The organism is Actinokineospora spheciospongiae, from assembly GCF_000564855.1.
In the GTDB taxonomy this organism is placed as follows: Bacteria; Actinomycetota; Actinomycetes; order Mycobacteriales; family Pseudonocardiaceae; genus Actinokineospora; species Actinokineospora spheciospongiae.
Genome location: NZ_AYXG01000043.1, coordinates 97,770 through 121,344, shown reverse-complemented (window position 1 = coordinate 121,344; position 23,575 = coordinate 97,770). Strand labels below are relative to the sequence as shown.

At 71.4% G+C, this 23,575-nt stretch carries 26 protein-coding genes and 4 tRNA genes; 7 read left to right on the top strand and 23 right to left on the bottom strand.

The genetic code is table 11. The features are described from left to right. Positions 1 to 3: 3 nt before the first annotated feature. The 7 genes from UO65_RS05905 to rplJ all read right to left on the bottom strand — a co-directional run bounded on the left by UO65_RS05905 (position 4) and on the right by rplJ (position 6,402). Positions 4 to 1,041 (bottom strand): MCE family protein, encoded by a 1,038-nt coding sequence (locus UO65_RS05905; RefSeq protein ID WP_035279486.1) that lies wholly within the window; start codon positions 1,039 to 1,041, stop codon positions 4 to 6. Then, positions 1,038 to 2,405 (bottom strand): MCE family protein, encoded by a 1,368-nt coding sequence (locus tag UO65_RS05900; protein ID WP_052020783.1) that lies wholly within the window; start codon positions 2,403 to 2,405, stop codon positions 1,038 to 1,040. Before UO65_RS05900 ends, UO65_RS05905 begins: the two co-directional genes overlap by 4 nt. After that, a complete protein-coding gene (locus UO65_RS05895) occupies positions 2,402 to 3,253 on the bottom strand; it encodes an MlaE family ABC transporter permease (RefSeq protein WP_035279483.1) in 852 nt (283 codons plus the stop codon). The genes UO65_RS05900 and UO65_RS05895 overlap by 4 nt, the downstream gene beginning before the upstream one ends. 2 nt (positions 3,254 to 3,255) lie before the next feature. Beyond that, positions 3,256 to 4,050: an MlaE family ABC transporter permease gene (locus UO65_RS05890; RefSeq protein ID WP_035279634.1), complete on the bottom strand. Its 795-nt coding sequence runs from the start codon at positions 4,048 to 4,050 to the stop codon at positions 3,256 to 3,258. Then, positions 4,047 to 5,183, bottom strand: coding sequence for an ABC transporter ATP-binding protein (locus UO65_RS05885; RefSeq protein ID WP_052020782.1), 1,137 nt, complete (start codon positions 5,181 to 5,183; stop codon positions 4,047 to 4,049). Before UO65_RS05885 ends, UO65_RS05890 begins: the two co-directional genes overlap by 4 nt. A 211-nt stretch (positions 5,184 to 5,394) precedes the next feature. Beyond that, entirely contained in the window at positions 5,395 to 5,781 is a 387-nt protein-coding gene (gene rplL, locus UO65_RS05880; protein ID WP_035279481.1) for a 50S ribosomal protein L7/L12, read from the bottom strand. 63 nt (positions 5,782 to 5,844) lie between these two features. Beyond that, positions 5,845 to 6,402 (bottom strand): 50S ribosomal protein L10, encoded by a 558-nt coding sequence (gene rplJ, locus UO65_RS05875; protein WP_035279479.1) that lies wholly within the window; start codon positions 6,400 to 6,402, stop codon positions 5,845 to 5,847. A gap of 273 nt (positions 6,403 to 6,675) precedes the next feature. Here rplJ and UO65_RS05870 point away from each other — a divergent pair, with 273 nt between their 5' ends. After that, complete coding sequence (locus UO65_RS05870) at positions 6,676 to 7,446, top strand: hypothetical protein (RefSeq protein ID WP_152551993.1); 771 nt, start codon at positions 6,676 to 6,678, stop codon at positions 7,444 to 7,446. Between the two features lie 71 nt (positions 7,447 to 7,517). Here the strand turns inward: UO65_RS05870 and rplA are convergent, their stop codons facing one another. The 12 genes from rplA to UO65_RS05810 all read right to left on the bottom strand — a co-directional run bounded on the left by rplA (position 7,518) and on the right by UO65_RS05810 (position 16,093). Continuing rightward, positions 7,518 to 8,237 (bottom strand): 50S ribosomal protein L1, encoded by a 720-nt coding sequence (gene rplA, locus UO65_RS05865; protein ID WP_035279477.1) that lies wholly within the window; start codon positions 8,235 to 8,237, stop codon positions 7,518 to 7,520. A gap of 121 nt (positions 8,238 to 8,358) precedes the next feature. After that, positions 8,359 to 8,790: a 50S ribosomal protein L11 gene (rplK, locus tag UO65_RS05860; RefSeq protein ID WP_035279476.1), complete on the bottom strand. Its 432-nt coding sequence runs from the start codon at positions 8,788 to 8,790 to the stop codon at positions 8,359 to 8,361. 109 nt (positions 8,791 to 8,899) lie between these two features. Continuing rightward, complete coding sequence (nusG, locus tag UO65_RS05855) at positions 8,900 to 9,811, bottom strand: transcription termination/antitermination protein NusG (RefSeq protein WP_035279474.1); 912 nt, start codon at positions 9,809 to 9,811, stop codon at positions 8,900 to 8,902. A gap of 71 nt (positions 9,812 to 9,882) precedes the next feature. Then, positions 9,883 to 10,314: a preprotein translocase subunit SecE gene (gene secE / locus UO65_RS05850; protein WP_084175342.1), complete on the bottom strand. Its 432-nt coding sequence runs from the start codon at positions 10,312 to 10,314 to the stop codon at positions 9,883 to 9,885. Between the two features lie 76 nt (positions 10,315 to 10,390). Next, a tRNA-Trp gene (locus UO65_RS05845) sits at positions 10,391 to 10,463 on the bottom strand. A gap of 161 nt (positions 10,464 to 10,624) precedes the next feature. Further along, on the bottom strand, positions 10,625 to 11,731 hold the full coding sequence (locus UO65_RS05840; RefSeq protein ID WP_035279470.1) for an aminotransferase-like domain-containing protein: 1,107 nt from the start codon (positions 11,729 to 11,731) through the stop codon (positions 10,625 to 10,627). A 158-nt stretch (positions 11,732 to 11,889) separates the two neighbouring features. Further along, positions 11,890 to 12,282: a MaoC/PaaZ C-terminal domain-containing protein gene (locus UO65_RS05835; protein WP_110079701.1), complete on the bottom strand. Its 393-nt coding sequence runs from the start codon at positions 12,280 to 12,282 to the stop codon at positions 11,890 to 11,892. Between the two features lie 5 nt (positions 12,283 to 12,287). After that, positions 12,288 to 12,743, bottom strand: a complete 456-nt coding sequence (locus UO65_RS05830; protein WP_035279466.1) for a MaoC family dehydratase N-terminal domain-containing protein — start codon at positions 12,741 to 12,743, stop codon at positions 12,288 to 12,290. Between the two features lie 100 nt (positions 12,744 to 12,843). Continuing rightward, positions 12,844 to 13,008, bottom strand: a complete 165-nt coding sequence (gene rpmG / locus UO65_RS05825) for a 50S ribosomal protein L33 (RefSeq protein ID WP_035279464.1) — start codon at positions 13,006 to 13,008, stop codon at positions 12,844 to 12,846. 106 nt (positions 13,009 to 13,114) lie between these two features. Then, positions 13,115 to 13,187 (bottom strand) — tRNA-Met (locus tag UO65_RS05820). Between the two features lie 64 nt (positions 13,188 to 13,251). Then, a tRNA-Thr gene (locus UO65_RS05815) sits at positions 13,252 to 13,324 on the bottom strand. 84 nt (positions 13,325 to 13,408) lie between these two features. Beyond that, complete coding sequence (locus UO65_RS05810) at positions 13,409 to 16,093, bottom strand: putative bifunctional diguanylate cyclase/phosphodiesterase (RefSeq protein WP_035279462.1); 2,685 nt, start codon at positions 16,091 to 16,093, stop codon at positions 13,409 to 13,411. A gap of 523 nt (positions 16,094 to 16,616) precedes the next feature. Between UO65_RS05810 and UO65_RS37900 the strand changes: the two genes are divergently transcribed. Then, complete coding sequence (locus UO65_RS37900) at positions 16,617 to 17,561, top strand: GNAT family N-acetyltransferase (protein WP_052020781.1); 945 nt, start codon at positions 16,617 to 16,619, stop codon at positions 17,559 to 17,561. 7 nt (positions 17,562 to 17,568) lie between these two features. Here the strand turns inward: UO65_RS37900 and UO65_RS05800 are convergent, their stop codons facing one another. After that, entirely contained in the window at positions 17,569 to 18,564 is a 996-nt protein-coding gene (locus UO65_RS05800) for a DNA glycosylase AlkZ-like family protein (RefSeq protein ID WP_052020780.1), read from the bottom strand. A gap of 2 nt (positions 18,565 to 18,566) precedes the next feature. Beyond that, the gene (locus UO65_RS05795) at positions 18,567 to 18,983 is read right to left on the bottom strand and encodes a VOC family protein (RefSeq protein ID WP_035279460.1); all 417 of its coding nucleotides are present in this window, start codon (positions 18,981 to 18,983) and stop codon (positions 18,567 to 18,569) included. Between the two features lie 93 nt (positions 18,984 to 19,076). Between UO65_RS05795 and UO65_RS05790 the strand changes: the two genes are divergently transcribed. Both UO65_RS05790 and UO65_RS05785 read left to right on the top strand, forming a co-directional pair. Further along, positions 19,077 to 19,583: a sigma-70 family RNA polymerase sigma factor gene (locus tag UO65_RS05790; RefSeq protein ID WP_035279458.1), complete on the top strand. Its 507-nt coding sequence runs from the start codon at positions 19,077 to 19,079 to the stop codon at positions 19,581 to 19,583. Continuing rightward, positions 19,580 to 20,761 (top strand): hypothetical protein, encoded by a 1,182-nt coding sequence (locus UO65_RS05785; RefSeq protein WP_035279455.1) that lies wholly within the window; start codon positions 19,580 to 19,582, stop codon positions 20,759 to 20,761. Before UO65_RS05790 ends, UO65_RS05785 begins: the two co-directional genes overlap by 4 nt. Positions 20,762 to 20,820: 59 nt before the next feature. Here UO65_RS05785 and UO65_RS05780 read toward each other — a convergent pair whose 3' ends face one another. Then, positions 20,821 to 21,309, bottom strand: a complete 489-nt coding sequence (locus UO65_RS05780) for a hypothetical protein (RefSeq protein ID WP_146241167.1) — start codon at positions 21,307 to 21,309, stop codon at positions 20,821 to 20,823. A 594-nt stretch (positions 21,310 to 21,903) separates the two neighbouring features. Between UO65_RS05780 and UO65_RS05775 the strand changes: the two genes are divergently transcribed. Together UO65_RS05775 and UO65_RS37230 are read left to right on the top strand one after the other, a co-directional pair. Continuing rightward, a complete protein-coding gene (locus UO65_RS05775) occupies positions 21,904 to 22,125 on the top strand; it encodes a type II toxin-antitoxin system HicB family antitoxin (protein ID WP_035279449.1) in 222 nt (73 codons plus the stop codon). After that, a complete protein-coding gene (locus UO65_RS37230; RefSeq protein WP_200873317.1) occupies positions 22,122 to 22,271 on the top strand; it encodes a type II toxin-antitoxin system HicA family toxin in 150 nt (49 codons plus the stop codon). Before UO65_RS05775 ends, UO65_RS37230 begins: the two co-directional genes overlap by 4 nt. A gap of 130 nt (positions 22,272 to 22,401) precedes the next feature. Here UO65_RS37230 and UO65_RS05765 read toward each other — a convergent pair. Beyond that, positions 22,402 to 22,482 (bottom strand) — tRNA-Tyr (locus tag UO65_RS05765). A gap of 152 nt (positions 22,483 to 22,634) precedes the next feature. Between UO65_RS05765 and UO65_RS05760 the strand changes: the two genes are divergently transcribed. After that, positions 22,635 to 23,126 carry a YajQ family cyclic di-GMP-binding protein gene (locus tag UO65_RS05760; protein WP_035279447.1) on the top strand — a complete coding sequence of 164 codons (492 nt, stop codon included), beginning with the start codon at positions 22,635 to 22,637 and terminating at the stop codon, positions 23,124 to 23,126. Positions 23,127 to 23,575: the final 449 nt, after the last annotated feature.

Below are 23,575 nucleotides of genomic sequence, written 5' to 3'. Positions count from 1 at the left end.
GGCTCATGGCGTCGTGCACCTCGGCTGGTTCGCGGGCAGCACCGGGATGTCGATGGGCGTGGTGATCAGGCCGGGGACACCGATCTGACCGGAGGCCGAGCAGAGGAAGAAGTTCAGCCAGGACCCGTAGCTGACCGTCCGGGCCAGCGTCTCGGTCTTCTGCGGCAGGAACTGGATGAACCGCTCCACGGTGGACTCGTCGGCGTTGAGGTTGTCCACCAGCCCGCCCAGCGCGGCGATGTCCTGCCTGAGCGGTTCGCGGGCCTCGGTGAGCAGGCCGGAGGTGGTCGTGGCCAGGCCGCCGAGGGCGTCGATGGCCTCGCCTATCGGCTCGCGGTCCCCGGCCAGGCCGCTCACCAACTGCTGCACCTGCCCGACGAGCTGCCCGAGCTGGTCGCCGCGGGAGTTGATCGCGCCGAGCACCCCGTTCAGGTTGGTGATCACCTCGCCGATCACCCGGTCCTTGTCGGCGAGGGTGGTGGTCAGCGTCGCCGTGTGCGCCAGCAGGTTCTCCACCGTGCCGCCCTCGCCCTGCAGGACCTGGATGACCTCGTAGGACAGCTTGTTGACGTCGTCCGGGGACAGCGCCTGGAACAGCGGCTTGAAGCCGTTGAACAACTGGGTCAGGTCCAGCGCGGGCCGGGTGCGCTCCAGCGGGATCACCCCGTCCGGGTCGAGCACGGCGTTCGGGTCGCCGCCCGCGCCCTGCCCGAGCGCGACGTAGCGCTGCCCGACCAGGTTGCGGAACTTGATCTGCGCGGTGACCGAGGCGGGCAGCCTGCGCCCGGCGGTCACCGAGAACCTGACCTCCGCCTGCTTGCGGTCGGCGATGGCGACCTCCTCCACCTGCCCGACCCGCACCCCGGAGATCCGGACGTCGTCACCGGGCAGCAGTTGCGTCGCGTCGGTGAAGCGGGCGGTGTAGGTGGTGGTGTCGGACAGGTCGATGTTGGCGATGCTCACCGCGAGCACGCCGGTGGCGGCCACCGTGACGACCATGAAGACCGCCAGCTTGACCAGCGGTGCGACGAGGCCCCTCACTTGAAGCTCACCTCCGTGCCGCGGTAGGCGGGGCCGAGCAGCAGCGCGCTCCAGCTCGGCACCTGTTCGGGCGCCACCCCCAGGTCGGGGGCGAGCAACTGGGCCAGGAAGTCCGCCTCCCCCGGCGAGTTCGCCAGGCCGAGGTCGCCGTCGGCCGGGGCGGACTGCGGGGTGGTGCCGCCGAGGTTGGCGGGCGGGTTGACCCCGTCCTGCTGCGAGCGGGCGACGGGCTTGGGCGAGGTGCCGTCCTGGATCTGGCCGTCCGGCGGGTTCTGCGGGAACGGCGTGGGGAACTGGGTGAAGTCGTAGCAGCGCGGGCCGCGGTCGTCTTCGTAGGCGGGCGTGTCCTTGCCGGGCTCGTACTTGCCGCGGTTGACCGTGACCTCGATGGTGGCGTGCAGGCCGGGCCGGTCGGTGCCCTTGCCGAACACCTTGTCCAGCGTGTCGACGTTGTCGGCCATCATCCCCAGCAGGCACGGGTACTCCGGGGAGTACCGGGCCAGCGCGTCCAGGGTGGGCCGCGAGCTGTCGGCGAGGCGGATCAGGTTGTCCCGGTTGATCCGCAGGAACGACTCCAGGTCCCGCGCGGCGGTGGTGGTCGTGGCGAACAGGCTGTCGAGGTTCGCGCGCTGCTCGGCGACGGTCCGCGAGGTGACGGTCAGGTCGGTGAGCGCCTGCACCAGGTCCGGCGCGGCGTCGCTGTAGGTGTCGGAGACGGTGGCCAACTGGACCAGGTCCTCGCGCAGCCGCGGCAGGTGCGGGTTCAGCTCGCCGACCAGCGAACCCAGGTCGGACAGGGTCTGCCCGAGGGCGTCGCCGCGGCCCGCGAGGGCGGTGGAGATGGCGGTGAGGGTACTGGAGAGCTTCTGCGGCTGCACCGCCTGCAACACCGGGAGCAGGCTCTCGAACGCCTGCTCCAGTTCGACGGCCGCGGTGGAGGTGTCCTGCCGGATGCGGTCGCCGCCGCGCAGCCGGGCGGCGGAGGCGCCGTCGGGGATCTGCAGGGAGACGTAGCGCTCGCCGAACAGCGTCTTGGGCAGGAACCGGGCGGAGACGTCGGCCGGGATGACGTCGATCTTGTCCGGGTCCAGCGCCAGGTCCAGCTCGGCGCCGTCGCGGGTCGGGGTGATGCCGCGGACCTCGCCGACGACCAGCCCGCGCACCTTCACGTCGGAGTGCACCGCGAGCTGGTTGCCGACCTTGTCGGTGGTCAGCGTGACCGAGGCGACCGGGGTGAACGCCTTGTTGTACATGGCGATGCTCAGCGCGACGAGCCCGGCGACGATCAGGATGAACGCCAGCCCGGACAACCTCCGCTTGATGAGCTTGCCCAACCCACCCCGGCTCGTGCTCTGCTGACTCATCCGGCGATCCTCACCGTCGTCGTGGTGCCCCAGATGGCGAAGCCGATGAAGAAGTTGACGATGGCGACGGTGACGATCGTGGTCCGCACCGCCCGCCCCACGGCGATCCCGACGCCCGCCGGGCCGCCACTGGCGTTGTAGCCGTAGTAGCAGTGCGACAGGATGATGATGATCGCGAAGATCAACACCTTGCCGAACGAGTAGAACACGTCCTCCGGCGGCAGGAAGAGGTTGAAGTAGTGGTCGTAGGTCCCGGCCGACTGCCCGTAGAAGTAGACGGTGATCGACCTCGACGCCAGGTACGACGTCAGCAGGCCGATGATGTAGAGCGGGATGACCGCGATGAACCCGGCGATGATCCGGGTGGTCACCAGGAACGGCAGGCTCGGGACCGCCATGACCTCCAACGCGTCGATCTCCTCGGAGATCCGCATCGCGCCGAGCTGCGCGGTGAACCCGGACCCCACCGTCGCCGACAGCGCCAGCCCGGCGACCAGCGGCGCGATCTCCCGGGTGTTGATGTAGGCGGAGGCGAAGCCGGAGAACGCGGCGGTGCCGATCTGGTCCAGCGCGGCGTAGCCCTGCAACCCGACGACCACCCCGGTGAACACGGTCAGCCCCACCATCACCCCGACGGTGCCGCCGATGACCGCCAGCGCGCCGGAGCCGAAGCTGACCTCGGCCAGCAGCCGCATCGTCTCCTTGGTGTAGCGGCGCAGCGCCCGCGGTATCCAGGCCAGCGCGCGCAGGTAGAACGAGAGCTGGTCGCCCAGCTCGTCGAGGACCCCCATCGGGCGGTCGTAGCCCCGCTTGGCGATCCGCTTCGCGGAATCGGCTGCCGAAGCCATGCTCAGCTCCCCTTCGCCGGGACGACCTGGAGGTACACCGCCGTCAGCACGAAGTTGACGAAGAACAGCAGGAGGAACGTGATGACCACGGACTGGTTCACCGCGTCACCCACCCCCTTCGGGCCGCCCTTGGGGTTGAGCCCCCGGTGGGCGGCCACGACCCCGGCGATGAACCCGAAGATCAGCGCCTTCAGCTCGCTGATCCACAGGTCCGAGAGCTGGGCCAGGGCGGAGAAGCTGGCCAGGTACGCGCCCGGCGTGCCGCCCTGGAGCACCACGTTGAAGAAGTAGCCGCCCATCACCCCGACCACGCTGACCAGCCCGTTGAGCAGGACGGCCACCAGCATCGCGGCGAGCACCCTGGGCACGACCAGGCGCTGCACGGCGGAGACGCCAAGCACCTCCATCGCGTCGATCTCCTCGCGGATGGTGCGCGAGCCGATGTCGGCGCAGATCGCCGACCCGCCCGCGCCCGCCACCAGCAGCGCGGTCACCAGCGGCGCCGCCTGCTGGATGATCGCCAGCACGCTCGCCGCGCCGGTGAACGACTGCGCGCCGAGCTGCACGATCAGCGTGCCGAGCTGCAACGCGATGATCGCGCCGAACGGGATGGCGACCAGCGCGGTCGGCAGGATCGTGACGCTGGCGATGAACCAGCACTGCTGGATGAACTCGCGGGCCTGGAACGGCCGCCGGAACGTGTTCACCACGACGTCGATGCCCAGCGCGCACAGCTTGCCCGTCTCGCGCAGCGCCCCGGCGCCGGGGAAGTCGCCGCGGGCGGCCCCGGTGGTCACGGGCGCCCGCCCCCCGGCCACCCCGGCTCGGGCACCCGGGCGATCTCCTGGGTGTCGTGCGGACCCGGCTGGGGCCGCGGCCGCGGCGACGGCTGCGCGACCGGCTGGGCGAAACCGGTGCGGGCGCCGCCGACGCCGTAGTGGCGCCGCTCGTCGTCGGTCAGCGAGGCGATGATGCCCTGCTGGGCCACCGGCGGCAGGGTGTGCAGGATCTTCATGACCCGGTCCTTGCGGCGGCGCTCGCCCTGCCGCGGCGGCAGCCCGGGGGTGGGCACGAGCTGCGGGACCACGCCGCGCATGTCCTCGCCCGCGGTGCCGTCGGCGTGCCCGGCCTCCACGTGCGCCTGCTCGCGGGCCATCTGCGCGGCGTCCTTCTCCTCGGACATGCCGATCGGCCCGAGCCTGCGGCCGTTGAGGAACTGCTCGACCACCGGTTCGTCGCTGGTCAGCAGCACCTCGCGCGGGCCGAACATGACCAGTTCCTTGCGGAAGAGCATCCCCAGGTTGTCCGGCACCGTGCGGGCCAGGTTGATGTTGTGGGTGACGATCAGGATCGTCGCGTCGATCTGGGCGTTGAGGTCGATGAGGAGCTGGCTCAGGTAGGCGGTGCGGACCGGGTCGAGCCCGGAGTCCGGCTCGTCGCACAGGATGATCTCGGGGTCGAGCACCAGCGCCCTGGCCAGGCCCGCGCGCTTGCGCATGCCGCCGGAGATCTCCCCGGGGAGCTTGCCCTCCGCGCCCTGCAGACCGGTGAGGTCCAGCTTCTCCAGCACGATCCGCTTGATCTCGGACTCGGACTTCTTGGTGTGCTCGCGCAGCGGGAAGGCGACGTTGTCGTAGAGGTTCATCGACCCGAACAGCGCGCCGTCCTGGAACAGGACGCCGAAGAGCTTGCGCGTCTCGTAGAGCTTCGCCTCGCTGCACGTGACGATGTCCACGCCGTTGATCACGCAGCTCCCCCGGTCCGGCTTGAGCAGGCCGATCATCGACTTGAGGAACACCGACTTGCCGGTGCCCGACGGGCCGAGCATCACCGACACCTCACCGGGGGGCAGCGTCAGCGACACGTCCCGCCAGATGGCCTGCTTGCCGAAGGACTTCGTCAGACCCTCGATGACCACCTCGGCGCTCATCGGACCTCCCCGAACCTGTGCTCCGCCGCCCGGCCGCCCGCCGAACCGCGTCAGTGGATGCAACGACGGCGGACCATCCTGGTTACTGCGGGAGTTACCGCCGAGTCGGAAAAGTACTCGGATGGCCCTTGTCCCGCTCGCGGAGGTTGTGCCGGAACGCAAAAAGGCCCGGCACCTGACGGTGCCGGGCCCTTCGGGCTGCTGCGCTGGACTACTTGACGGAGACCTTGGCGCCAGCGGCCTCGAGCTTCTCCTTGGCGGCCTCGGCGGCCTCCTTGTTGACCTTCTCCAGGAGGGCCTTCGGAGCGGCCTCGACCAGCTCCTTGGCCTCCTTCAGGCCCAGGCCCGAGACGACCTCGCGGACGACCTTGATGACCTGGATCTTCTTGTCACCGGCGGCCTCGATGATGACGTCGAACTCGTCCTGCTCCTCGGCGGCCTCGGCCGGGGCGGCACCCGGCGCGGCGGCGGCCACGGCGACGGGGGCGGCGGCGGTGACCTCGAAGGTCTCCTCGAACTGCTTCACGAAGGACGACAGCTCCAGGAGGGTCATCTCCTTGAAGACGTCGAGCAGCTCGTCGGTGCTGAGCTTCGCCATGGTGGCGTTCCTTTCACTAACACACCCGGTCGAACGGGCGCGATGTACTTACCGGGTGGGTGATCAGCTCTCGGCTGGGGCTTCGGCAGCCTCGGCGGCGGGCTCGCCCGCCGCCTTCTTCTCCTGCAGGGCGGCCGCGAGGCGCGCGACCTGCGAGGCGGGGGCCTGGAACAGGCCCGCTGCCTTGGACAGGTTGCCCTTCATCGCACCGGCCAGCTTGGCGAGGAGGACCTCGCGGCTGTCCAGGTCGGCGATCCGGGTGACCTCGTCCACGGACAGCGCGCGGCCGTCCATGTAGCCGCCCTTGACGACCAGGCCCTTGTTGTCCTTCGCGAAGTCGCGAATGGCCTTGGCCGCGTCGACCGGCTCACCGGTGACGAACGCGATGGCGGTCGGACCGACGAAGAGGGACTCGAGGCCCTCCACGCCCGCGTCCTCGGCCGCCCGCTTCACCAGGGTGTTCTTGGCGACGCGGTAGGACGAGCCGGAGCCGAGGGCGCGCCGCAGCGTGGTCAGCTGCGCCACGGTGAGGCCGCTGTACTCGGTCACGACGGCAGCCGAGCTGGTGCGGAACTTGTCCGCGATCTCGGCGACGGCGTTGACCTTGTCAGGCTTCGCCATGGGACGCCTCCTCTCGTGTGCATGGGGTTGCGCCGGCATCACGAGGGCCCTGGAACGCACGAACGCCCCGGCGCGGGAGCGGCACGGGGCGTGGCAGCGCGCGGGGCGCTGCGTCTTCCTCGTTCCCCCTGCGCGGGCCGCCCACATCCGGGGCCTTCGTCCTGCGCGGCCCTGGCGGGCAGCGCGGGAAACCAGCGGTCTTCGGTAGAACTCCCCGAAGAGTACGCGCCCGGCTGTCGACTCTCCAAATCGGGTCACGGCAGAATGGTCGACGTGGCCGACAACCAGCAGTCAGGACCCGGCGACCCCGAGTCGAGGCCGCCCGCCGTGCGCCCGCAGGCGCCGCCCCCGGCGACGCCGGGCGCGACCCCGCCCGCCCAGCCCCTGAGCGCGGAGGAAGCCGAGCGCTGGCGGCAGTTCCAGGAGTTCCAGCGCTTCCAGGAGTTCCGGGACTCCTCGCGGTTCGGCGAGGCCCCCGAACCGGACAGGCCGCGCCGCCGGGGCAGGCCGGTGTGGAAGAGGCTGCTGCTGTCCAAGTGGCTGCGCAGGCTGGCTTTCCTCCTGGTGGTGGTCCTGGCGGCGAACTGGGCCTACGAGAAGTACTTCGGCAACCCGGACGAGAGCCTCCCGGCCTCGGTGACCGGTGGCTTCAAGACCGAGCGCACGGTCCTGTTCGCCACCGACCCGAAGGAGGCCATCCGCGCCTTCTACGACAACGTCGCCCAGGAGACCCTCCCCGACGCCTGCACCCGGTTCGAGACCGAGGCGGTGGAGCGGTCGTTCGCGAACCACTTCAACGCCCCCGACTGCGCCACCGCGGTGCGGCGGCTGCACGCGGAGGTGACCGGCAAGAACGACTACGCCGAGGTGTACTTCCCCACCGGCGTCAGCCTCGCCCCGGGTCCGGACGGGACGGTGGTGGTCAGCTCCTGCGACCTGGAGGTCAGCGCGGGTCCCCGCCTCGGCCGCTTCACGATCAAGGTCATCGGGGGTTCGCGCGGCGACCAGTGGACCATCTCCCGGCACGAGCGCGAGACCTGCTGAGACGGGGCCCGACGACGGACGAGGGCGGCCCCGCCGAAGCGGGACCGCCCTCGTTCGTCGGGAGGGGAGGCTCAGACAGCCGCCTCGTCCTCCAGCAGGTTGCGGGTGCGCGACGGGTCGACCGGGATGCCGGGGCCCATCGTGGTGGAGAAGGTGATCTTCTTCAGGAAGCGGCCCTTCGCGGCCGACGGCTTGGCCCGCAGGACCTCGTCCAGCGCGGCGGCGTAGTTCTCGACCAGCTTCTCCTTGTCGAAGGAGACCTTGCCGATGACCAGGTGCAGGTTGGCCTGCTTGTCCACCCGGAAGTTGATCTTGCCGCCCTTGATCTCGTTGACGGCCTTGGTCACGTCCGGGGTGACGGTGCCGGTCTTCGGGTTCGGCATCAGGCCGCGCGGGCCCAGGATGCGGGCGATCCGGCCGACCTTGGCCATCTGGTCCGGGGTGGCGATCGCGGCGTCGAAGTCGAGCCAGCCGCCCTGAATCCGCTCGATCAGGTCCTCGGCGCCCACGGCGTCGGCACCGGCGGCCTCGGCCTCGGCGGCCTTGTCGCCGGTGGCGAAGACGATGACGCGGGCGGTCTTGCCGGTGCCGTGCGGCAGGTTGACCGTGCCGCGGACCATCTGGTCGGCCTTGCGGGGGTCCACGCCGAGCCGGATGGCGACCTCGACGGTCGCGTCCAGCTTCACCTTGGAGGTGTCCTTGGCGAGGTTGGCCGCCTCGAGCGGGCTGTAGAGCCGCTCGCGGTCGATCAGCTCCGCCGCCTGACGGTATGCCTTGCTGCGCTTTGCCATTGCTGTTCCTCTGGTAAGTCCTGGAGTGCGGTTCCGGTCAGGAAGGCGAACCGGCGTCCGCTGATCAGTTGTGGTGCGAGCCGCGCTCGGCCCTCCCACGTCGGTGCTGGTGGAGCTGGTCCTACTCGACCGTGATGCCCATCGAGCGGGCGGTGCCCGCGATGATCTTGGCGGCCTGGTCGATGTCGACCGCGTTCAGGTCGGCCTTCTTGGTCTCGGCGATCTCGCGCACCTGGTCCCAGGTCACCTTGGCGACCTTCTTGGTGTGCGGCTCCGGCGAGCCCTTCTCCACCCCGGCGGCCTTGAGCAGCAGCTTCGCCGCGGGCGGGGTCTTGAGCTTGAAGTCGAACGAGCGGTCCTCGAACACGGAGATCTCGACCGGCACGACCTGCCCGCGCTGCGACTCGGTCGCGGCGTTGTAGGCCTTGCAGAACTCCATGATGTTGACGCCGTGCTGGCCCAGCGCGGGGCCGACCGGCGGGGCCGGGTTGGCCAGGCCCGCCTTGATCTGCAGCTTGATGATCGCTGCGAGCTTCTTCTTCTTGGGTGGCATTTCCGTGCTTCCTGTTTCCATCGGGAGTGGCCAGGTACGGCCACAGGGTCCGCACCCGGCGAATGGCTGCGCCGGGTGCGGCCGTCCGTCCCCGCGGGCGGGGAGCGGATCAGATCTTGGAGACCTGGGTGAACGACAGCTCGACCGGGGTCTCCCGGCCGAAGATCGACACCAGGACCTTCAGCTTCTGCCCGTCGGCGTTGACCTCGCTGATCGTGGCGGGCAGCGTGGCGAACGGGCCGTCCATGACGGTGACCGACTCGCCGACCTCGAAGTCCACCTCGACCGCGGGACCGCGGGACGCGGTGCCCGAGGAGCCCTTGGCCTTGTCCGGCTTGGCCTCCTCGACCCGAGGGAGGAGGAACTTCAGCACCTCGTCGATGGTCAGCGGCGACGGCTTGGAGGTCGCGCCGACGAAACCGGTGACCCCGGGGGTGTTGCGGACCGCGGACCAGGAGGCGTCGTTGAGCTCCATCCGGACCAGGATGTAGCCGGGCAGCACCTTGCGCTGCACCTGCTTGCGCTGGCCATTCTTGATCTCGGTGACCTCTTCGGTCGGCACCTCGACCTGGAAGATGAACTCCTCCTGGTCGAGGGTCTGGATGCGGGTCTCGAGGTTGGTCTTGACCTTGTTCTCGTAACCCGCGTAGGAGTGCACGACGTACCAGTCGCCGGGGGCCGCGCGCAGCGCGTCGCGCATCTCGGCGACCGGGTCGGCGGGCGGGGCGTCGATCGGGGTCTCGTCGACCACCGCACCATCAGCGGCCTCGGTCTCGGCGGCCTCGGACTCGAGGTCCCCGGTGTCGGAGTCCCCGGTGTCGGAGTCCGCGTCGTCGGAGTCGTCCGCGTCGTCGGCGTCCGCGCTGTCGGCCTCGTCGGTGCCGTCGGCCTCATCGGCGCTGTCGGTCTCGGTGGAGTCCACCGCGTCCGCGTCGGACTCGGTGTCCTTGGCCGCGAAGACCTCGTCGTCGGTGAGGGCGGACAGGCCGCTCCCGTCGGCGGCGCCGTTCTCGGAGGTCACAGTTGGTCTCGCTTCCTTTCGTACATCACGTCCCCAGCCCGTTCCGACCGGCGCACCCAGCGGGCGCGGGCTCAGCCGAACAGCCAGAAAACGCCCTTGCCGAGGAGGAGGTCGAGGCCCGAGACCAGCGCCACCATGAAGGCGACGAACACCAGCACCACGGCGGTGTAGGTGATCAGTTGCTTGCGCGTGGGCCAGATGACCTTGCGCAGCTCGGAGACGACCTCGCGGAGGAACCGGGCGATGCGCGCGAAGAAGGACACCTTCTCGGCCTTGCGCTCCCGGCTGGGGGTCGCGCGGCCCTTCTTGTCCTTCGCGTCGGCCGCGTCGGTCTTGCCCGCGGGGCGGACCGCCTTGACCCGCTCGGTCTTGGGGTCGACGTCCTTGCCCGTGGAGGCAGCGGCGGCGGGCCGGGCGGTGCCGCGGCGTTCCCGCCGGGAAGCGGCGGTGGACGGACGAGAGGGGCGCTCCTGCCCCTCTTCCCGCTCCTTGTCCTCGGCCACGCCATCCTCCACTCGGTGTGTTCTGTTCGCCCGGGCCGGTCGAGTCGAGGACTCGGGCCGGACCGGGCGACAAACGCAGGGGCGACAGGAATCGAACCTGCAACCTGCGGTTTTGGAGACCGCTGCTCTGCCAATTGAGCTACGCCCCTGTGCAGCCTCGCGACTGCGTGGTGCGAACGCACCCGATCGACCCCCACCTTACCGCTCGCGCGGACCAGCGTGGGCGATCAAGCCGTCCCAAGCACGAGAGCATACGGTACCCGGGAGTGGGTCTCGCAACCGAGGCCCACATCCCGGGTGACCGGTGCTCTCAGCCCGCGGCGACCCGCAACGAGCGCAGCGCCTCGGCGAGGCGACCGACGCCCTCGGCGATCTGGTCGGCGCGCACCCCGGAGTAGGCCAGGCGCATGGTCGACGCGCCGCCCTCCAGCAGGAAGTCGGTGCCCTTGACGAAGGTCACCCCGCGCTCCTCGGCGGCGGGCAGCAGCCGCGCCACGTCGACGCCCTCGGGCAGCTCGACCCACATGAAGTAGCCGCCCTCGGGGGCGGTGAACTTCGCCTCCGGGAGCTGCTCGGCCAGCGCGGCGCACAGCGTCGCGACCCGCTCGGCCAGGGCCGCGTTGACCTTGGCGATCGACCGGTCGAGGCCGCCGTCGACGCAGAACTGGTAGACCACGGCCTGGGCGAACATGTTGGGCGAGATGTAGGTGTTGGTCGCCCGCGCCCGCACCCGCGCCACCAGCTCCTTGGGCCCGACGATGTAGCCGACGCGCACGCCGGGGGCCACCGTCTTGGAGAACGAGCTGGCGTAGACGACCCGACCGCGGCCCTCGTCCAGCTCCAGCATGGTCGGCAGCGGCTCACCGGCGAACCGGATCTGCGCGTACGGGTCGTCCTCGAACACGACGAAGTCGTACTGCTCGGCCAGCTCCAGCAGGCGCTTGCGCTTGGCCAGGCTCAGCGTGTAGCCGGCCGGGTTCTGGAAGTTGGGGATGATGTGCGCGAACGTCGGGCGCAGGCCCCCGTCGAGCAGGGCGGCCAGCTCCTCGGTGTCGATGCCGTCGAGGTCCAGCGCCACCGGCCGCACGTCGGCGCCGCGCTCGCGCAGGCCCAGCAGGGTGCGGTCGTAGGTGGGCCGCTCCACCACGACCGGGCTGCCGGAGACGACGAGCTGGTCGAACAGGAACGCGTCGGCCTGCATCGAGCCGTTGGTGACCAGCACCTGGTCCTCGGCCACGCCGTGCCGCTCGGCGAGCAGCTTGCGCAGCGGGGGGTAGCCGATCGCGGTGCCGTAGCCGAGGGCGCCGCCGGGGTCTTGGGTGAGCGCCGCGTCCGTGGCGGCCTTGAGGCCTGCCACGTCGATGATGTCGAGGGAGGGGGCGCCGCGGGCGAAGGAGATGAGGTCGGATGCCGTCACCCGGGCGAATGTAGTCCCGTCCCACCGGGGCTGGGCGAGTGGGCCGCATTACCCGACACACCCCCGGTTTGGCCAGCCCCGGACGACAAATGTTGCGGGCGTCCCCCTGGCGACCGGAGCAATTCCGGCGGCCGGGCAGGTGTCCGGCCGCCGGGGGCTCAGGGGCGGACGATCGCGATGGCCTTGCCGAGCACGGTCCGGCCGTCGAACCGGGCGGTGATGTCGATGCGCAGGTCGCCGTTGTCGAGCACCGCGCCGACCTTGGCGCTCAGCTCCACCAGGGCGCCCTTGTCGTCGTCCGGGACGACCACGGGCCGGGTGAACCGGGCGCTGTAGCTGACCAGCGTCCCCACCCGGGCCTCGGTGACGACGCGACCGGCGACGCCCATGGTCAGCATCCCGTGCGCGATGACGTCCGGGAGGCCGACCTCCTTGGCGAAGCGCTCGTTCCAGTGGATCGGGTTGTGGTCGAGCGCCGCGCCCGCGTACCGGACCAGGTCGGCCCTGGTCAGCCGGACCTGCAGCGGCGGCAGCTCGGCGCCCTTCTCCAGCGCGCTCACGAGTCGACTCCCGCGTCCCGCACGACCAACTGCGCCGTGCCGGTGACCCTGGGCTCGCCCGACTCGGTGGTGATCTCCGCCCGGAGCACGATGAAGTCGTTGCCCGCCCGGCTCATGATGCTCTGCACCGAACCCACCGCGACCAGCCGGTCCCCGGCCACGACGGGCCGGTGGTACTCGAAGCTCTGGTCCCCGTGCACCATCCGGCCGTAGTCGAGCCCCAGCTTGGGGTCGGACACGATGGTGTTGATGAGTTCGAGGTTCAGGATGGTGGTGAACGTCGGCGGTGCCACCACGTCCGGGAAGCCCGCGGCGCGCGCGGCCTCCGGGTCGCGGTGCACGGGATCGGTGTCGCCGATCGCGTCCACGAACTCCTTGATCTTCGCCCGCCCCACCTCGTACACGGGCGACGGCGGGTAGGTACGCCCCACAAACGACTGGTCGAGTGCCACGGGAGCACCTTAGTCAGGCGCGCTTGAAAACGACCAAAGCCGCCCTACCGAGGTAGGACGGCTCAGTCAGCCAACCAGGGGGCCCGTGGGGCCCGGTGGGTCAGCGGGTCTCCTTGTGCAGCTTGTGCGCGCCGCAGTTCGGGCAGAACTTCTTCATCTCCAGGCGGTCCGGGTCGTTGCGCCGGTTCTTCTTGGTGATGTAGTTGCGGTGCTTGCAGCTCTCACACGCGAGCGTGATCTTCGGCCGCACGTCAGTAGAAGCCACAGCGATGCCTTTCGTAACCGATGACCGCCCTGCGGGCGGGGAGGCCTGGCCCACGGCGTGGACCGGGTCTCAAGGATGCGAGGGGCGAACCCCTCGGTCTATCGCGTAGCGACGGCCGGACTTGAACCGGCGACACAACGATTATGAGCCGTTTGCTCTACCAACTGAGCTACGCCGCTATGACATGGTTCAAGCCGCGACACACCGCGAAAATTCCCGGTGCAACCGCGGCTTCAACCGTCGAGCCCCTTTACGGAATCGAACCGTAGACCTTCTCCTTACCATGGAGACGCTCTGCCGACTGAGCTAAAGGGGCTGGTCTGGCTCCTGCCGCCTGGTTTCCCTGGCGACGCGGGTAACCATACACAACGGTGTCGCAGGGTCAAAACCGGGGGGTCCCTTACGACAACAGGGTCAGTACGGTCTCGTCGCGCAAGCCCCTCGCCTGCGTCGTTCGGGCCTGGAGCCACGCCTCCAGCCTGCTCTCCGACAGCGGGCGGGAGATCAGGTAGCCCTGCGCCACGTCGCAGCCCATCGCGGCCAACTGGTCGCGGGCGGCGTCGTCCTCCACGCCCTCGGCCACCACGATCAGGCCCAGCGAGTGGCCCAGCTCGACGATGGAGCGGACCACGGCGAGGTCGCCGAGGTCGGTGCCCATGCCGAGCACGAAGCTCTTGTCGATCTTCACCTCGTCCACCGGGAGCTGGCGCAGGTAGGCCAGCGACGAGTAGCCGGTGCCGAAGTCGTCGACCGCCAGCGTCACGCCCAGGGTGTGCAACCGGCGCAGCACCGGCAGGGCGCGCTGCGGGTCGGCCATCACCCCGGACTCGGTCAGCTCCAGGGTCAGCAGCTCCGGCGGCACCTGGTGGCGCTCCAGCGCCTCGGCGACGCGGTCGGGGAAGTTCGGGTCGTCCAGGCTGCGCACCGACAGGTTCACCGCGGCGGCGATCCGCAGCCCGCGGTCGAGCCACTTGCGCACCCGGATCAGCGACTGGTCCATGACGAACCCGGTCAGCGCGTCCACCAGCCCGGCGGCCTCCACGGCGGGCACGAACTCGTCCGGGTCGAGCCTGCCGAACTCCGGGTGCCGCCAGCGCACCAGCGCCTCGACGCCGAGCACCTGGCGGCTCGGCAGCGCCACCTTCGGCTGGTAGTGCACCTTCACCTGGCCGGTCTCCAGCGCCTGGCGGAACTGGGTGACCAACTGGAAGCGGCGCAGGAAGATCTGGCCCATCGTGGGCAGGTAGACGCGCACGTTCTCGCCGCTGGAACGGGCCGCGCGCAGCGCCACGTCGGCGCGCTGCAACAGCGCGTCGACGTCGAGTTCGAGGGCGTCCTCCGCGTCGGTGCCGACCGTGCGCGGGGTGGAGTAGCCGACCACGGAGCTGGCCTCGACGGTCAGCCGGTCGACCGGGTAGGAGGCGGCGAGCCCGGAGCGCAGCCGCTCGGCGACCCGGTGCGCCTCCTCGGGGGTGGTCTCGGCCAGCAGCACGGCGAACTGGCCGCCCTCCAGCCGGGCCAGCGCCACGTCCGGGCCGAGCGCGTCGCGCAGCCGCCTGCCCGCGGCCACCACCATCCGGTCGCTCCAGGCGTAGCCGAGGGCGTCGCTGACGGTGGAGAGCACGTCGAGGTCGATGCGCAGCACGACCGAGTCGGGGTGCTGGCGGATGGGCTCCCCGGCGGCGCGGCGAAAGCCGGGCCGGTTGAGCAGGCCGGTCAGCGGGTCGTGGTAGGCGTCGTGGCGCAGGGTGGCGAGCAGCCTGCGGTTGTCCATGGCGGTGGCGAGGTGGCTGGCCATGGTGCCGATGAGCCGGGTGTCGGCCTGGCCGAAGCCGCGCCACCGCGACAGCTTGTCGTGCGCCTCGACCACGCCGAGCAGGTGGCTGGCGCTGCGCAGCGGCACCACCAGCGCCTCCTCGGCGTCGCGGCGCAGCAGGGCGTGGCGCACCTCGGGGACCGCGTCGCCGCGGCGGAAGTGGCGCACGTGCGAGCCGGGCAGCCGCAGCAGCGCGTCCGCCTTGGGCCCGGTCGCCTCGAGGTCGTACATCTCGCCGGGCAGGTCGGTGCCGGAGACCACGGTGTGCAGCGGGAGCTGCGGGTCGAACCGCAGCCGCAGAACCACCCTGGCGGCGCCGAGCTGGTCCTTGATCCGCTCGGCGATGACCTGCCACTCGTCGGGGTCGGTCACCTCGGCGACCTCGTTCGGGTCGGCCAGCCCCATCGAGGGCTTCGCCGCGGCCTGGTGCCCGGAGCGGGCGACGATCAGGCTGACCTCCGAGAGCGCCTCCAGGTCCCGCTGCTCGCGCAGCAGCCCGGAGTAGGCGATGTAGAGCGCGGCCAGCCCGCCCATGGCCAGCACCAGCAGCGGCCACCCGGCCTCGGCGTGCATGACGACCTGGTAGCCGACGACGCCGGTGGAGGCGTTGACCAGGCCGAGGACCAGGGTGCGCAGGACGAGCCGGACCGCGGCGCCCAGCCGCATCCGGCGGCCGAGGACGCGCACGCAGACCAGGGCCAGCAGGGTGCTCGACAGCGGGGCGGCCAGCGCACCGGCGAGCACGCCGGTCCAGCTCGGCCCGACCCCGGCGAGCCAGCGGTTGACGAACCCGAACACGGCGAAGGCGCTGACGATCTCGAAGACCATGGCGCCCGCGTTGTAGAGGATGCGGTCCTGCACCCGGCGGACCAGCAGCGTGCCGACGCCCGCGACCAGGTGCGCGGCCAGCACCACCTCGAACGGGGCCACGAACAGCCCGATGACCAGGGGGATCTCGGAGAAGGAGATCGACCAGGACACGCCGCTGCGCACGTCGATGTTGATGCCGAGCTGCTCGGCGACCAGGAAGCCCAGCGCCAGCAGCAGCCCGATCCAGATCACCTGCGCCCCGCCGGAGGGCATCGACCACGGCGACACCAGCGCGGCCGCGACCAGGGAGGAGGTGAGGACCAGGACGGAGAAGACCAGGAACCGCCGATTCGGCGGGGGCTCCTCGGACGCCCACTGCTGCCCCTCGTCCGGGGTGTCGGCAGTGGTGCTCACCGCGGGCAGTTGGCCGGGAGCGGCCCCGCCATGGTGGTCCGACATTCAACCTCCTCGGACGGCCGGTGGATGGCCCTGCTGACCACCCCCGCGCATGGCGAGTCCCCCGACGGCGAGCCGACTGTACCCCGATCAGGCGAAACTGGCACGTGTGCTAGTTACTCGTGGACACCAAGTTCAGGCGTCCGCCCACCGCTCGACAGCCCGCCGAACCCGGTTTTCGCTCACCCCCGCAACACCACCGGACCACTGTCGAGCACTCCCGGCACGTTCTCGCGCCGCGGGGCACCCACCGGGCCACCAGCGACGACCGCCCGGCCCGCTCCCGCTCAAGTCCTGGCCCAGGCGCAGCGCGGAGATCCACTCCACGCACCCCCGGGGCCGCCGGGGACCCCGACCGACACGAGCCGCCTTCTCCGGTCGGGGTGCGGCGACAATCACCCCACTGGCGCAACGCCGTCCCAACGCAGAGACACCGAGCTCGTCCCCCGGCATCACCCACCCGAACGAGGAACCGTCCCGCCCCGATCGCGGCACGCCGGGCCGGTCGCTGCGCTTGGATGGCCGCGTGAGCCCCGCCGATCCCACCCCAGACCTCACCGCCGTCGCCGCCGTCGCCGACGAGCACGCCGCCCGCCTGGCGGACCTGGACCCGTTGCTGCCCGCGCCCCCGCCCCTGTCCCCCGGCGCGGGCAAGCTGATCACCGCCCCCGCGGGCGCGGCGATCGCCTGGTACCAGGAATCCGCGGTCGGCACGGCGGCGCGCACCTGGGACCCGGCGAAGCGGCACAACCTGGAGGTCCGCCTGGCGGGCGCGGACCGGGCCACCACCCTCGGCGCCCTCCTCGACACCTGGTTCGACCTCCTGCACGGCGCCACCACCCCCGGCGACACCGACTCGGCGGCGGTCCTGGAACTCCCCAGCCGCGACACCGAGGCGGTCCTGGCCCTGGTCCACCGTGGCTTCGCCCCGGTCAGCACCATCGCCGCCCGCACCGCGGGCCGTCCCGGCCCGACCCCGCTGACGGACGCCACCATCCGCCCCGCCACCCCGGACGACCTCGACACCCTCGTGGCCCTCAACCTGGAGGTCGTCGAGTACGACGCCCCCTTCGGGAAGGTCACCCCCCGCGAGGACACCGCCGAGGCCCTGCGCAACCAGTTGGTGTTCCTCCTGGGGGAGCCCCGGCCCGCGGTGTGGGTGGCCGTGCGCGGCGACCGCGTCCTCGGCCACGTCCACCTCCAGCTCCCACCCACCTCGCGGTGGGCCCGCCGCTACACCTCGGCGCCGGAGGTGGCCTACCTGGCCAGCCTCGGCGTCACCGCGGCCGAGCGCGGCACCGGGATCGGCTCGGCCCTCGCCGCGCACGCCCACCGGGTCCTCGACGACGAGGGCATCCCGGTGACCCTCCTGCACCACGCCCTGCCCAACCCCCGCTCCACGCCGTTCTGGTACTCCCACGGCTACCGCCCGCTGTGGACGATGTGGCTGCGCCGCCCGGTCCGCCGCTGACCGGTCCTCAGGCCCGTTCCAGCAGCGTCAACGGCTGCCCCAGGAACCGGCCCAGCTCCCCCGTCTCCACCCGCAGCAGCGACCCCACCCCGCGCGGCAGGATCGCGAACGGCGCCACCCGCACCTCGTCGCCCTCCAGCCCCCACGTCCCCACCGCGGCCCCGTCCACCAAGACGACCGGGTTCACCACCCCGTCGCCCTCCTGCACGCGCCCCTCGAACCCCGAGGGCACCACGAACGCCCGCGACCGGTACGCCGACAGGTACGGGTCCGAGTGCCCCAGCAGCCGCGCGGTCCGCGGCGGCTCCGGCCGCGCGGCGGGCGGGTACAGCCCGGCGAACGCCGCCTTGGCCTTGCCGGTGGGCAGCCCGGACCAGGTGGCGAAGTCCTCCCACCCGGCGGGCGCGTGCCCGTCGAGGTAGCGCAGGGCGAGCCGGTTCAGCAGCACCGCCTCGTCCTCGACCACCGGTTCCGCGCGCAGGAACGTCGGCTCCCCGTCCCGGTCGGCGACCCGGACGACCTCCCCGGCCATCGCCGCGTGCGCGACCAACTGCGCGAAGGCCCGGCTGTCGTCCAGCGCCATCCCCGCCGCGGCCAGGTCGGCCAGCAGTTCCGGGCGCGTGCGCGGGACCACCGCGGCCTCGGCGATCACCTTCGTGCCGTGCGCGACCCTGGCGTCGTCGAGCCCGAGCCGGTGCCTGCGCTCCCGCAGCCCGTGCGCGGCCCGCGGCCCCAGCAGGGCGACCAGCCAGCCCGCGTCCGCCGCGGCGACCAGGTGCAGGGCGCCGCGCATCGCCCAGGTCCGCACCACGGAACCGGAGGTGATCGCGTCGTCCACGTCGGCGAGCACCAACCCGTCCGTGCGGGCGCGGACGGCCAGGGCGGCGGCGAACACGTCGCGGGCGGGCACGCCCACCACCCGCCGGACGGCGTCGGCGACGGCCTTCGGGCGGGGACCGGCGAGGCCCTGGGACACGGTCCGCGAGACGAGGTCGAGGTCCATCGTCAGCGGGCGAAGAGCTGGTCGCGGTCGGCGAAGGCCTTGAACTCCAGGGCGTTGCCCGCCGGGTCGCGCAGGAACATGGTCCACTGCTCACCGGGCTGCCCGGGGAAGCGCACGTGCGGCTCGATGACGAACTCGGTCCCGGCCGCGCGCAGGCGCCCGGCCAGGGCCTGGAAGTCGGGGACGTCGAGGACCAGGCCGAAGTGCGGGACCGGGACCCCGTGGCCGTCGACGGCGTTGACGGCCGCGTCGCCGCGCCCGCCCGGGGCGAGGTGGGTGACCAACTGGTGGCCCCCCAGGTCCCAGTCCACCCAGGTGTCGGCCTCCCGCCCCCGCGGGCACCCGATCAGCTCGCCGTAGAAGCGGCGGGCGGCGTCGAGGTCGTCGACCGGGATGGCGAGGTGGAAGGCGGTGCTCATGGCCGCACGGTAGCGCGGGCGGGGAGATTCCCGCCGGGCACGGCAACCTTCCGGGCGACCGGGCGGTCTGGGGAGTGGATCGGGAGGTAAGACGTGCCGGGTGACCCGGACTTCGACGCGTTCGTCCGCGAGCGGTACGACCAACTGCTGCGCTACGCCCTGATGCTCGCCGGACGCCGGACCGACGCGGAGGAGATCGTGCAGGAGGCGCTGCTGCGCTGCCTGGCCCGGTGGCGCCGGGTGCCCGCGGACAACGCGGTCGCCTACGCGCGCAAGGCCGTCTACCACGAGTTCCTGCGGACCGTCCGGCGCAAGCCGCCGGTGCCGCTGGCGGAGTACGCCGAGCAGTTGGACGTGGCGGACTTCTCCCGGGCGGTCGACAACCGCCACCACGTGCTGGCGGTGCTGCAACAGCTCCCCGCCCGGCAGCGGGCGGCGGTCGTGTGCCGGGTGGTCCTGGACATGACCGAGGCGCAGGCCGCCAGGGAACTGGGCTGTGCCGTGGGCACGGTGAAGTCGCTGACCAGCAGAGGGCTGGCCAGGGTGCGCGAGCTGTGGGGGGCCGACGAGCCCGCCGCGCCGGGGAGGAGGAGGCCGTGATCGCGGGAGGACAGGACGAGACCCACCGGACGGCCACCCGACTCCGGCGCGAACTCGACGCGGTCGAGGTCCACGGGGACGGCGCCGCGGTCGACGGGGTGCTGCGGCGGCTGCACCAGCGCAGGCACGCCCAGCGGCGGCAGCGCGCGCTGGTGTCGGTCACCGCGGCGGTGGTGGCACTGGCACTGGTGGTGGGCGGGTTCGCGGCCCGGGACCGGGGCACGGAGGTACCCCCCGCCGCCCCGGTCACCGAGTGGACCCCGCGCGGCAACCTCATCGGCGATGAGGAGCTGGCCGACCGGGCCCGCGCGGCCTGGCCGGAGGGCGGGGCGTCGCGGGTGGTCTACGCGGGCACCTCACCCAACCGGGCCGCGTCGCTGGTGGTGGTCGTCCTGGTCGCGGTGGACCCCGGCGGCGGAGAACGGGTGGGCTTCGCCACCAGCCCACTCGACGTCCAAGGCACCCCCGACCCGTCGCGGCTGGTGCTGCGCGCCACCGCACCGGTGGCCCGCGGCCAGCGCGCGGTCGGCTTCGTGTCCGCCACGGCCCTGCCCGGGGACGAGGTGCCCGCGGGCGGCGGCTCCATCGGCTTCGCCCTGGCCGAACCGGGAGCGCGGGACGTCACCCTGCACACGTCCGTCCTCGACGACCAAGTGGCGACGCCGTCGGTGGAACCCGGGGTGACCTGGGCGCTGTTCCAGACCGGGGCGGGCGCGTGGAACACGGTGGCCCTGGTGGGTGCGGTGCCGGTGCCGGTCACCGCGGGCGTGGCGGACCCACAGGTCACGGTCACCACGCTGACCCGCACCAGCGACCTGCTGAGCGTCCCGGACGCGGGCCGCACCAGCCTGCTGGCCAGCCCCGAAGGCCTCCTCGGCGTGGTCGCCCCGGACGGGACGGTCACCACGGACCTGGGCGCGGTCCCCGACCTCCCGGTCGCGGTGGCCATCACCGGCACCCCCGGCACCCTCACCACGCTCGACGACACCACGGTTGTCTTCACGCCCAAGGGCAGGACCAAACCCTCCCCCGGCAACCGCATCACCCTCGCCGACCCGGACCACCCCGAGGTCCTGATCAACGTCGGCGTGGTCACCGAGGTGGAACCGGTGGTCCGAGTCCGCCGGTCCGCCACCCCGGACACGGCCACCACCGTCCTGCGGGTGGACGGCCTGTGAAGCCCACCTCCAGGACGAGGACGGGGCGGTTGTCGCCGCCCCGTCCTCGGACCAGGGGGTCAGATGGGCGAGGTCCAACCGTTGCCCCACACCCGGGCACCGAGGTTCCAGTCCTTGTAGATGCGGAAGTAGTGCTCGTGCCCGGAGGACAGGCCCGACCAGCAGTAGCCGTAGTAGCCGCCGTTGAGCGAGTACCGGGCGGTGAGGCCCTTCTTGGTGTCGGTGCCGTAGGCGTCCCACATCTCGACCTTCACCTCCCGCTGGTAGTAGCTCGGGTCAGCGCTCCCGGTCCCCCGCAGGCTCACGCACGCCCGCCCCAGAACAGGCCAGAAGGTCCGCGAGGCAAGGCTGACGGTGAAGTCGAAGTTGAAGTTGAACGGCAGGAACGCCGCCTGCACCCCCACCTCCCCAGTCGCCCGATCCGCCCCGGTGTCCGGCACCAACTCCACCTTCACCGCCCCCGAAGGCGGCTCCCCCTCCACCACCCGGGCGACGACCTCCCCCTCCCGCTTGCCCTTGTCCTTGTCCGCCGAAGCCGAAGCACCCACCCCGGAGCCCCCCAACACCGCGACAACCGCGAATACCGCACCCACACGTCTTTTCCACGCCATCTCAGCAAACCCCCTGCGTAGGACCAATCGGTTCGGAGCCGAAAACTAACCACCCCCACCCCTCCCGACGTCCCTCTTGCGGGTGATCCACCCTCGACTTCACCGGCTTACCAGCAGAGATCCATCAAACGCGCCACCGCGCTACCACAGAAAGCCCAACCACCCCCCACCATTCGGCAGCACACCCGAATTCGATCGATTGTTCCCATGCTTTCCGCAGCCCAGCCAGCCGCGGAAAGGGCAGTCCCCAACGCCGCGGGGACCGGCCGCACCACAGGGGGCGCGGCCGGCCCCCGCCCGAAACCCCGAGCACGCATTCCCGCATCGGCAATGCTGACCACACGGCCGCCGGTGCCGAATACGACATCAGCGCAATTGCCCGGCAAGCCGAACCCGGCATTCACAGGAGACACGGGACCTGATGAGGCGGGAGACCGTTAGCAAACAGCGAACGCACCCACGACTGCCAACGCGTGACCGGCCCGGCGTCTGCGGGAGACACGTGGCCTGGGCAGGTGGACACTGGGGCACATGAGCGAACAGCGAACGCTGACCGCAGCAGTGCACCAGCAAGAGGACTGGTTCATCGCCCAATGCCTGGAGGTGGACGTTGCCAGCCAGGGCCAATCGATCCAAGAGGCCCTGGCCAACCTCCGCGAAGCCGTTGAACTGTACTTCGCGGAGGTTCCCGAGGCGGAGGTCACCACTACGCCCCTGGTCACCTCGTTCCAGATCCCAGCCACCGCCGCGTGAGTTCAGCCCTGTCCAACCTCTCGGTCAAGAAGGTGATCCGCGCGCTCGATGCCGTCGGCTTCGATTTCACCCGCACCAAAGGCAGCCATGCCGTCCACCGCAACGCCGACGGACGCACCGTGACCATCCCGTGCACGGCACAGTGAAGCGCGGCGCCCTCGCCTCCACCATCCGCCGAGCGGGATTGACACCGGCGGAGTTCTTGGCGCTGCTCCAACAGAAGACCAAACCGCAACAAAGGCCCGTGTTCTCGCAGTGAGAACACGGGCCTTGCTGTGGCGGGTAGAGGATTCGAACCTCTGTAGCTTTCGCGACGGATTTACAGTCCGCTCCCATTGGCCGCTCGGGCAACCCGCCGGGTGTCCACCACTGTGGACGACGGAGACCTTACCCAATGCCCCCGGGGCTCCGCCAACGGGTACCCCCTGACGCGCGGGGGTGGGGGTGGGGCGGGCGGCGGTAGCATCCACGGGACCCCAGTGAGCCCTGAACGCGGAGGTGCGAGACACGTGGCGGACCCGTCATTCGACGTGGTGAGCAAGGTTGACCGGCAAGAGGTGGACAACGCGCTCAACCAGGCGGCCAAGGAGTTGGCGAACCGCTTCGACTTCCGCGGTACTGGGGCGGAGGTGAGCTGGGCCGGGGACGAGGCGATCACCATCAAGGCCGAGACCAAGGAGCGGTGCACCGCCGCCATCGAGGTGTTCAAGGAGAAGCTGGTCAAGCGCAACGTCTCCCAGAAGGCCTTCGACGTGGGTGAGCCCACGCTGTCGGGGAAGACGTACCGGGTGACCGGGACGCTGGTGCAGGGCATCAGCAGCGAGAAGGCCAAGGAGATCGGCAAGAAGATCCGCGAGGAGGCCCCCAAGGGCGTCCAGGCGCAGATCCAGGGCGACCAGCTACGCGTCTCGGCCAAGAAGAAGGACCACCTGCAGGAGGTCATCGCCCTGCTCAAGGCGAGCGACTTCGGCATCGCGCTCCAGTTCACGAACTACCGCTGACCGGCGGCCACCGCATCTCGGCTGTCGCCGCATCTCGGGGGGCGGCCACCGCATCTCGACGGCGGGGGCTGCGTCTCGAGGAGGGTGCCACGCCTCGTCGGTGGGCACCGCGTCTTGACGATGGGCATCGCATCTCGGTGGCGGGCACGGCGTCTCGAGGGCGGGCACGGCGTCTTGACGGCGGGCACCGCATCTCGGTGGCGGGCACGGCGTCTCGAGGGCGGGCACGGCGTCTCGAGGGCGGGCACGGCGTCTCGAGGGCGGGTGCCGGGGCTTGGCGGCGGGGGTGCGGTGGTGGGGCCGAGTGGGCGTCCGGCGGGCCGCGAGTGGCGGCGGGCAGGGTTGCGCAATCGGGAGCAGTGGTGGCGCTCGGGGCGCGGCAGGGTGGCGGGACGAACCGGGCGAGGAGCCCCGGTCGGTCGCGGTAGCCTCGACTCCGAGGGATCGGG

Excerpts from the sequence above, each read along its gene's own strand:
- UO65_RS05795 (WP_035279460.1), bottom strand. The coding sequence starts at position 18,983 with ATGAGCACCGCCTTCCACCTCGCCATCCCGGTCGACGACCTCGACGCC.
- UO65_RS05885 (WP_052020782.1), bottom strand. The coding sequence starts at position 5,183 with ATGAGCGCCGAGGTGGTCATCGAGGGTCTGACGAAGTCCTTCGGCAAG.
- UO65_RS05810 (WP_035279462.1), bottom strand. The coding sequence starts at position 16,093 with ATGTCGGACCACCATGGCGGGGCCGCTCCCGGCCAACTGCCCGCGGTG.
- UO65_RS05775 (WP_035279449.1), top strand. The coding sequence starts at position 21,904 with ATGAGCGAACAGCGAACGCTGACCGCAGCAGTGCACCAGCAAGAGGAC.
- rplK (WP_035279476.1), bottom strand. The coding sequence starts at position 8,790 with ATGCCACCCAAGAAGAAGAAGCTCGCAGCGATCATCAAGCTGCAGATC.
- UO65_RS05900 (WP_052020783.1), bottom strand. The coding sequence starts at position 2,405 with ATGAGTCAGCAGAGCACGAGCCGGGGTGGGTTGGGCAAGCTCATCAAG.
- rplL (WP_035279481.1), bottom strand. The coding sequence starts at position 5,781 with ATGGCGAAGCTCAGCACCGACGAGCTGCTCGACGTCTTCAAGGAGATG.
- rplA (WP_035279477.1), bottom strand. The coding sequence starts at position 8,237 with ATGGCAAAGCGCAGCAAGGCATACCGTCAGGCGGCGGAGCTGATCGAC.
- rplJ (WP_035279479.1), bottom strand. The coding sequence starts at position 6,402 with ATGGCGAAGCCTGACAAGGTCAACGCCGTCGCCGAGATCGCGGACAAG.
- UO65_RS05800 (WP_052020780.1), bottom strand. The coding sequence starts at position 18,564 with ATGGACCTCGACCTCGTCTCGCGGACCGTGTCCCAGGGCCTCGCCGGT.
- UO65_RS05895 (WP_035279483.1), bottom strand. The coding sequence starts at position 3,253 with ATGGCTTCGGCAGCCGATTCCGCGAAGCGGATCGCCAAGCGGGGCTAC.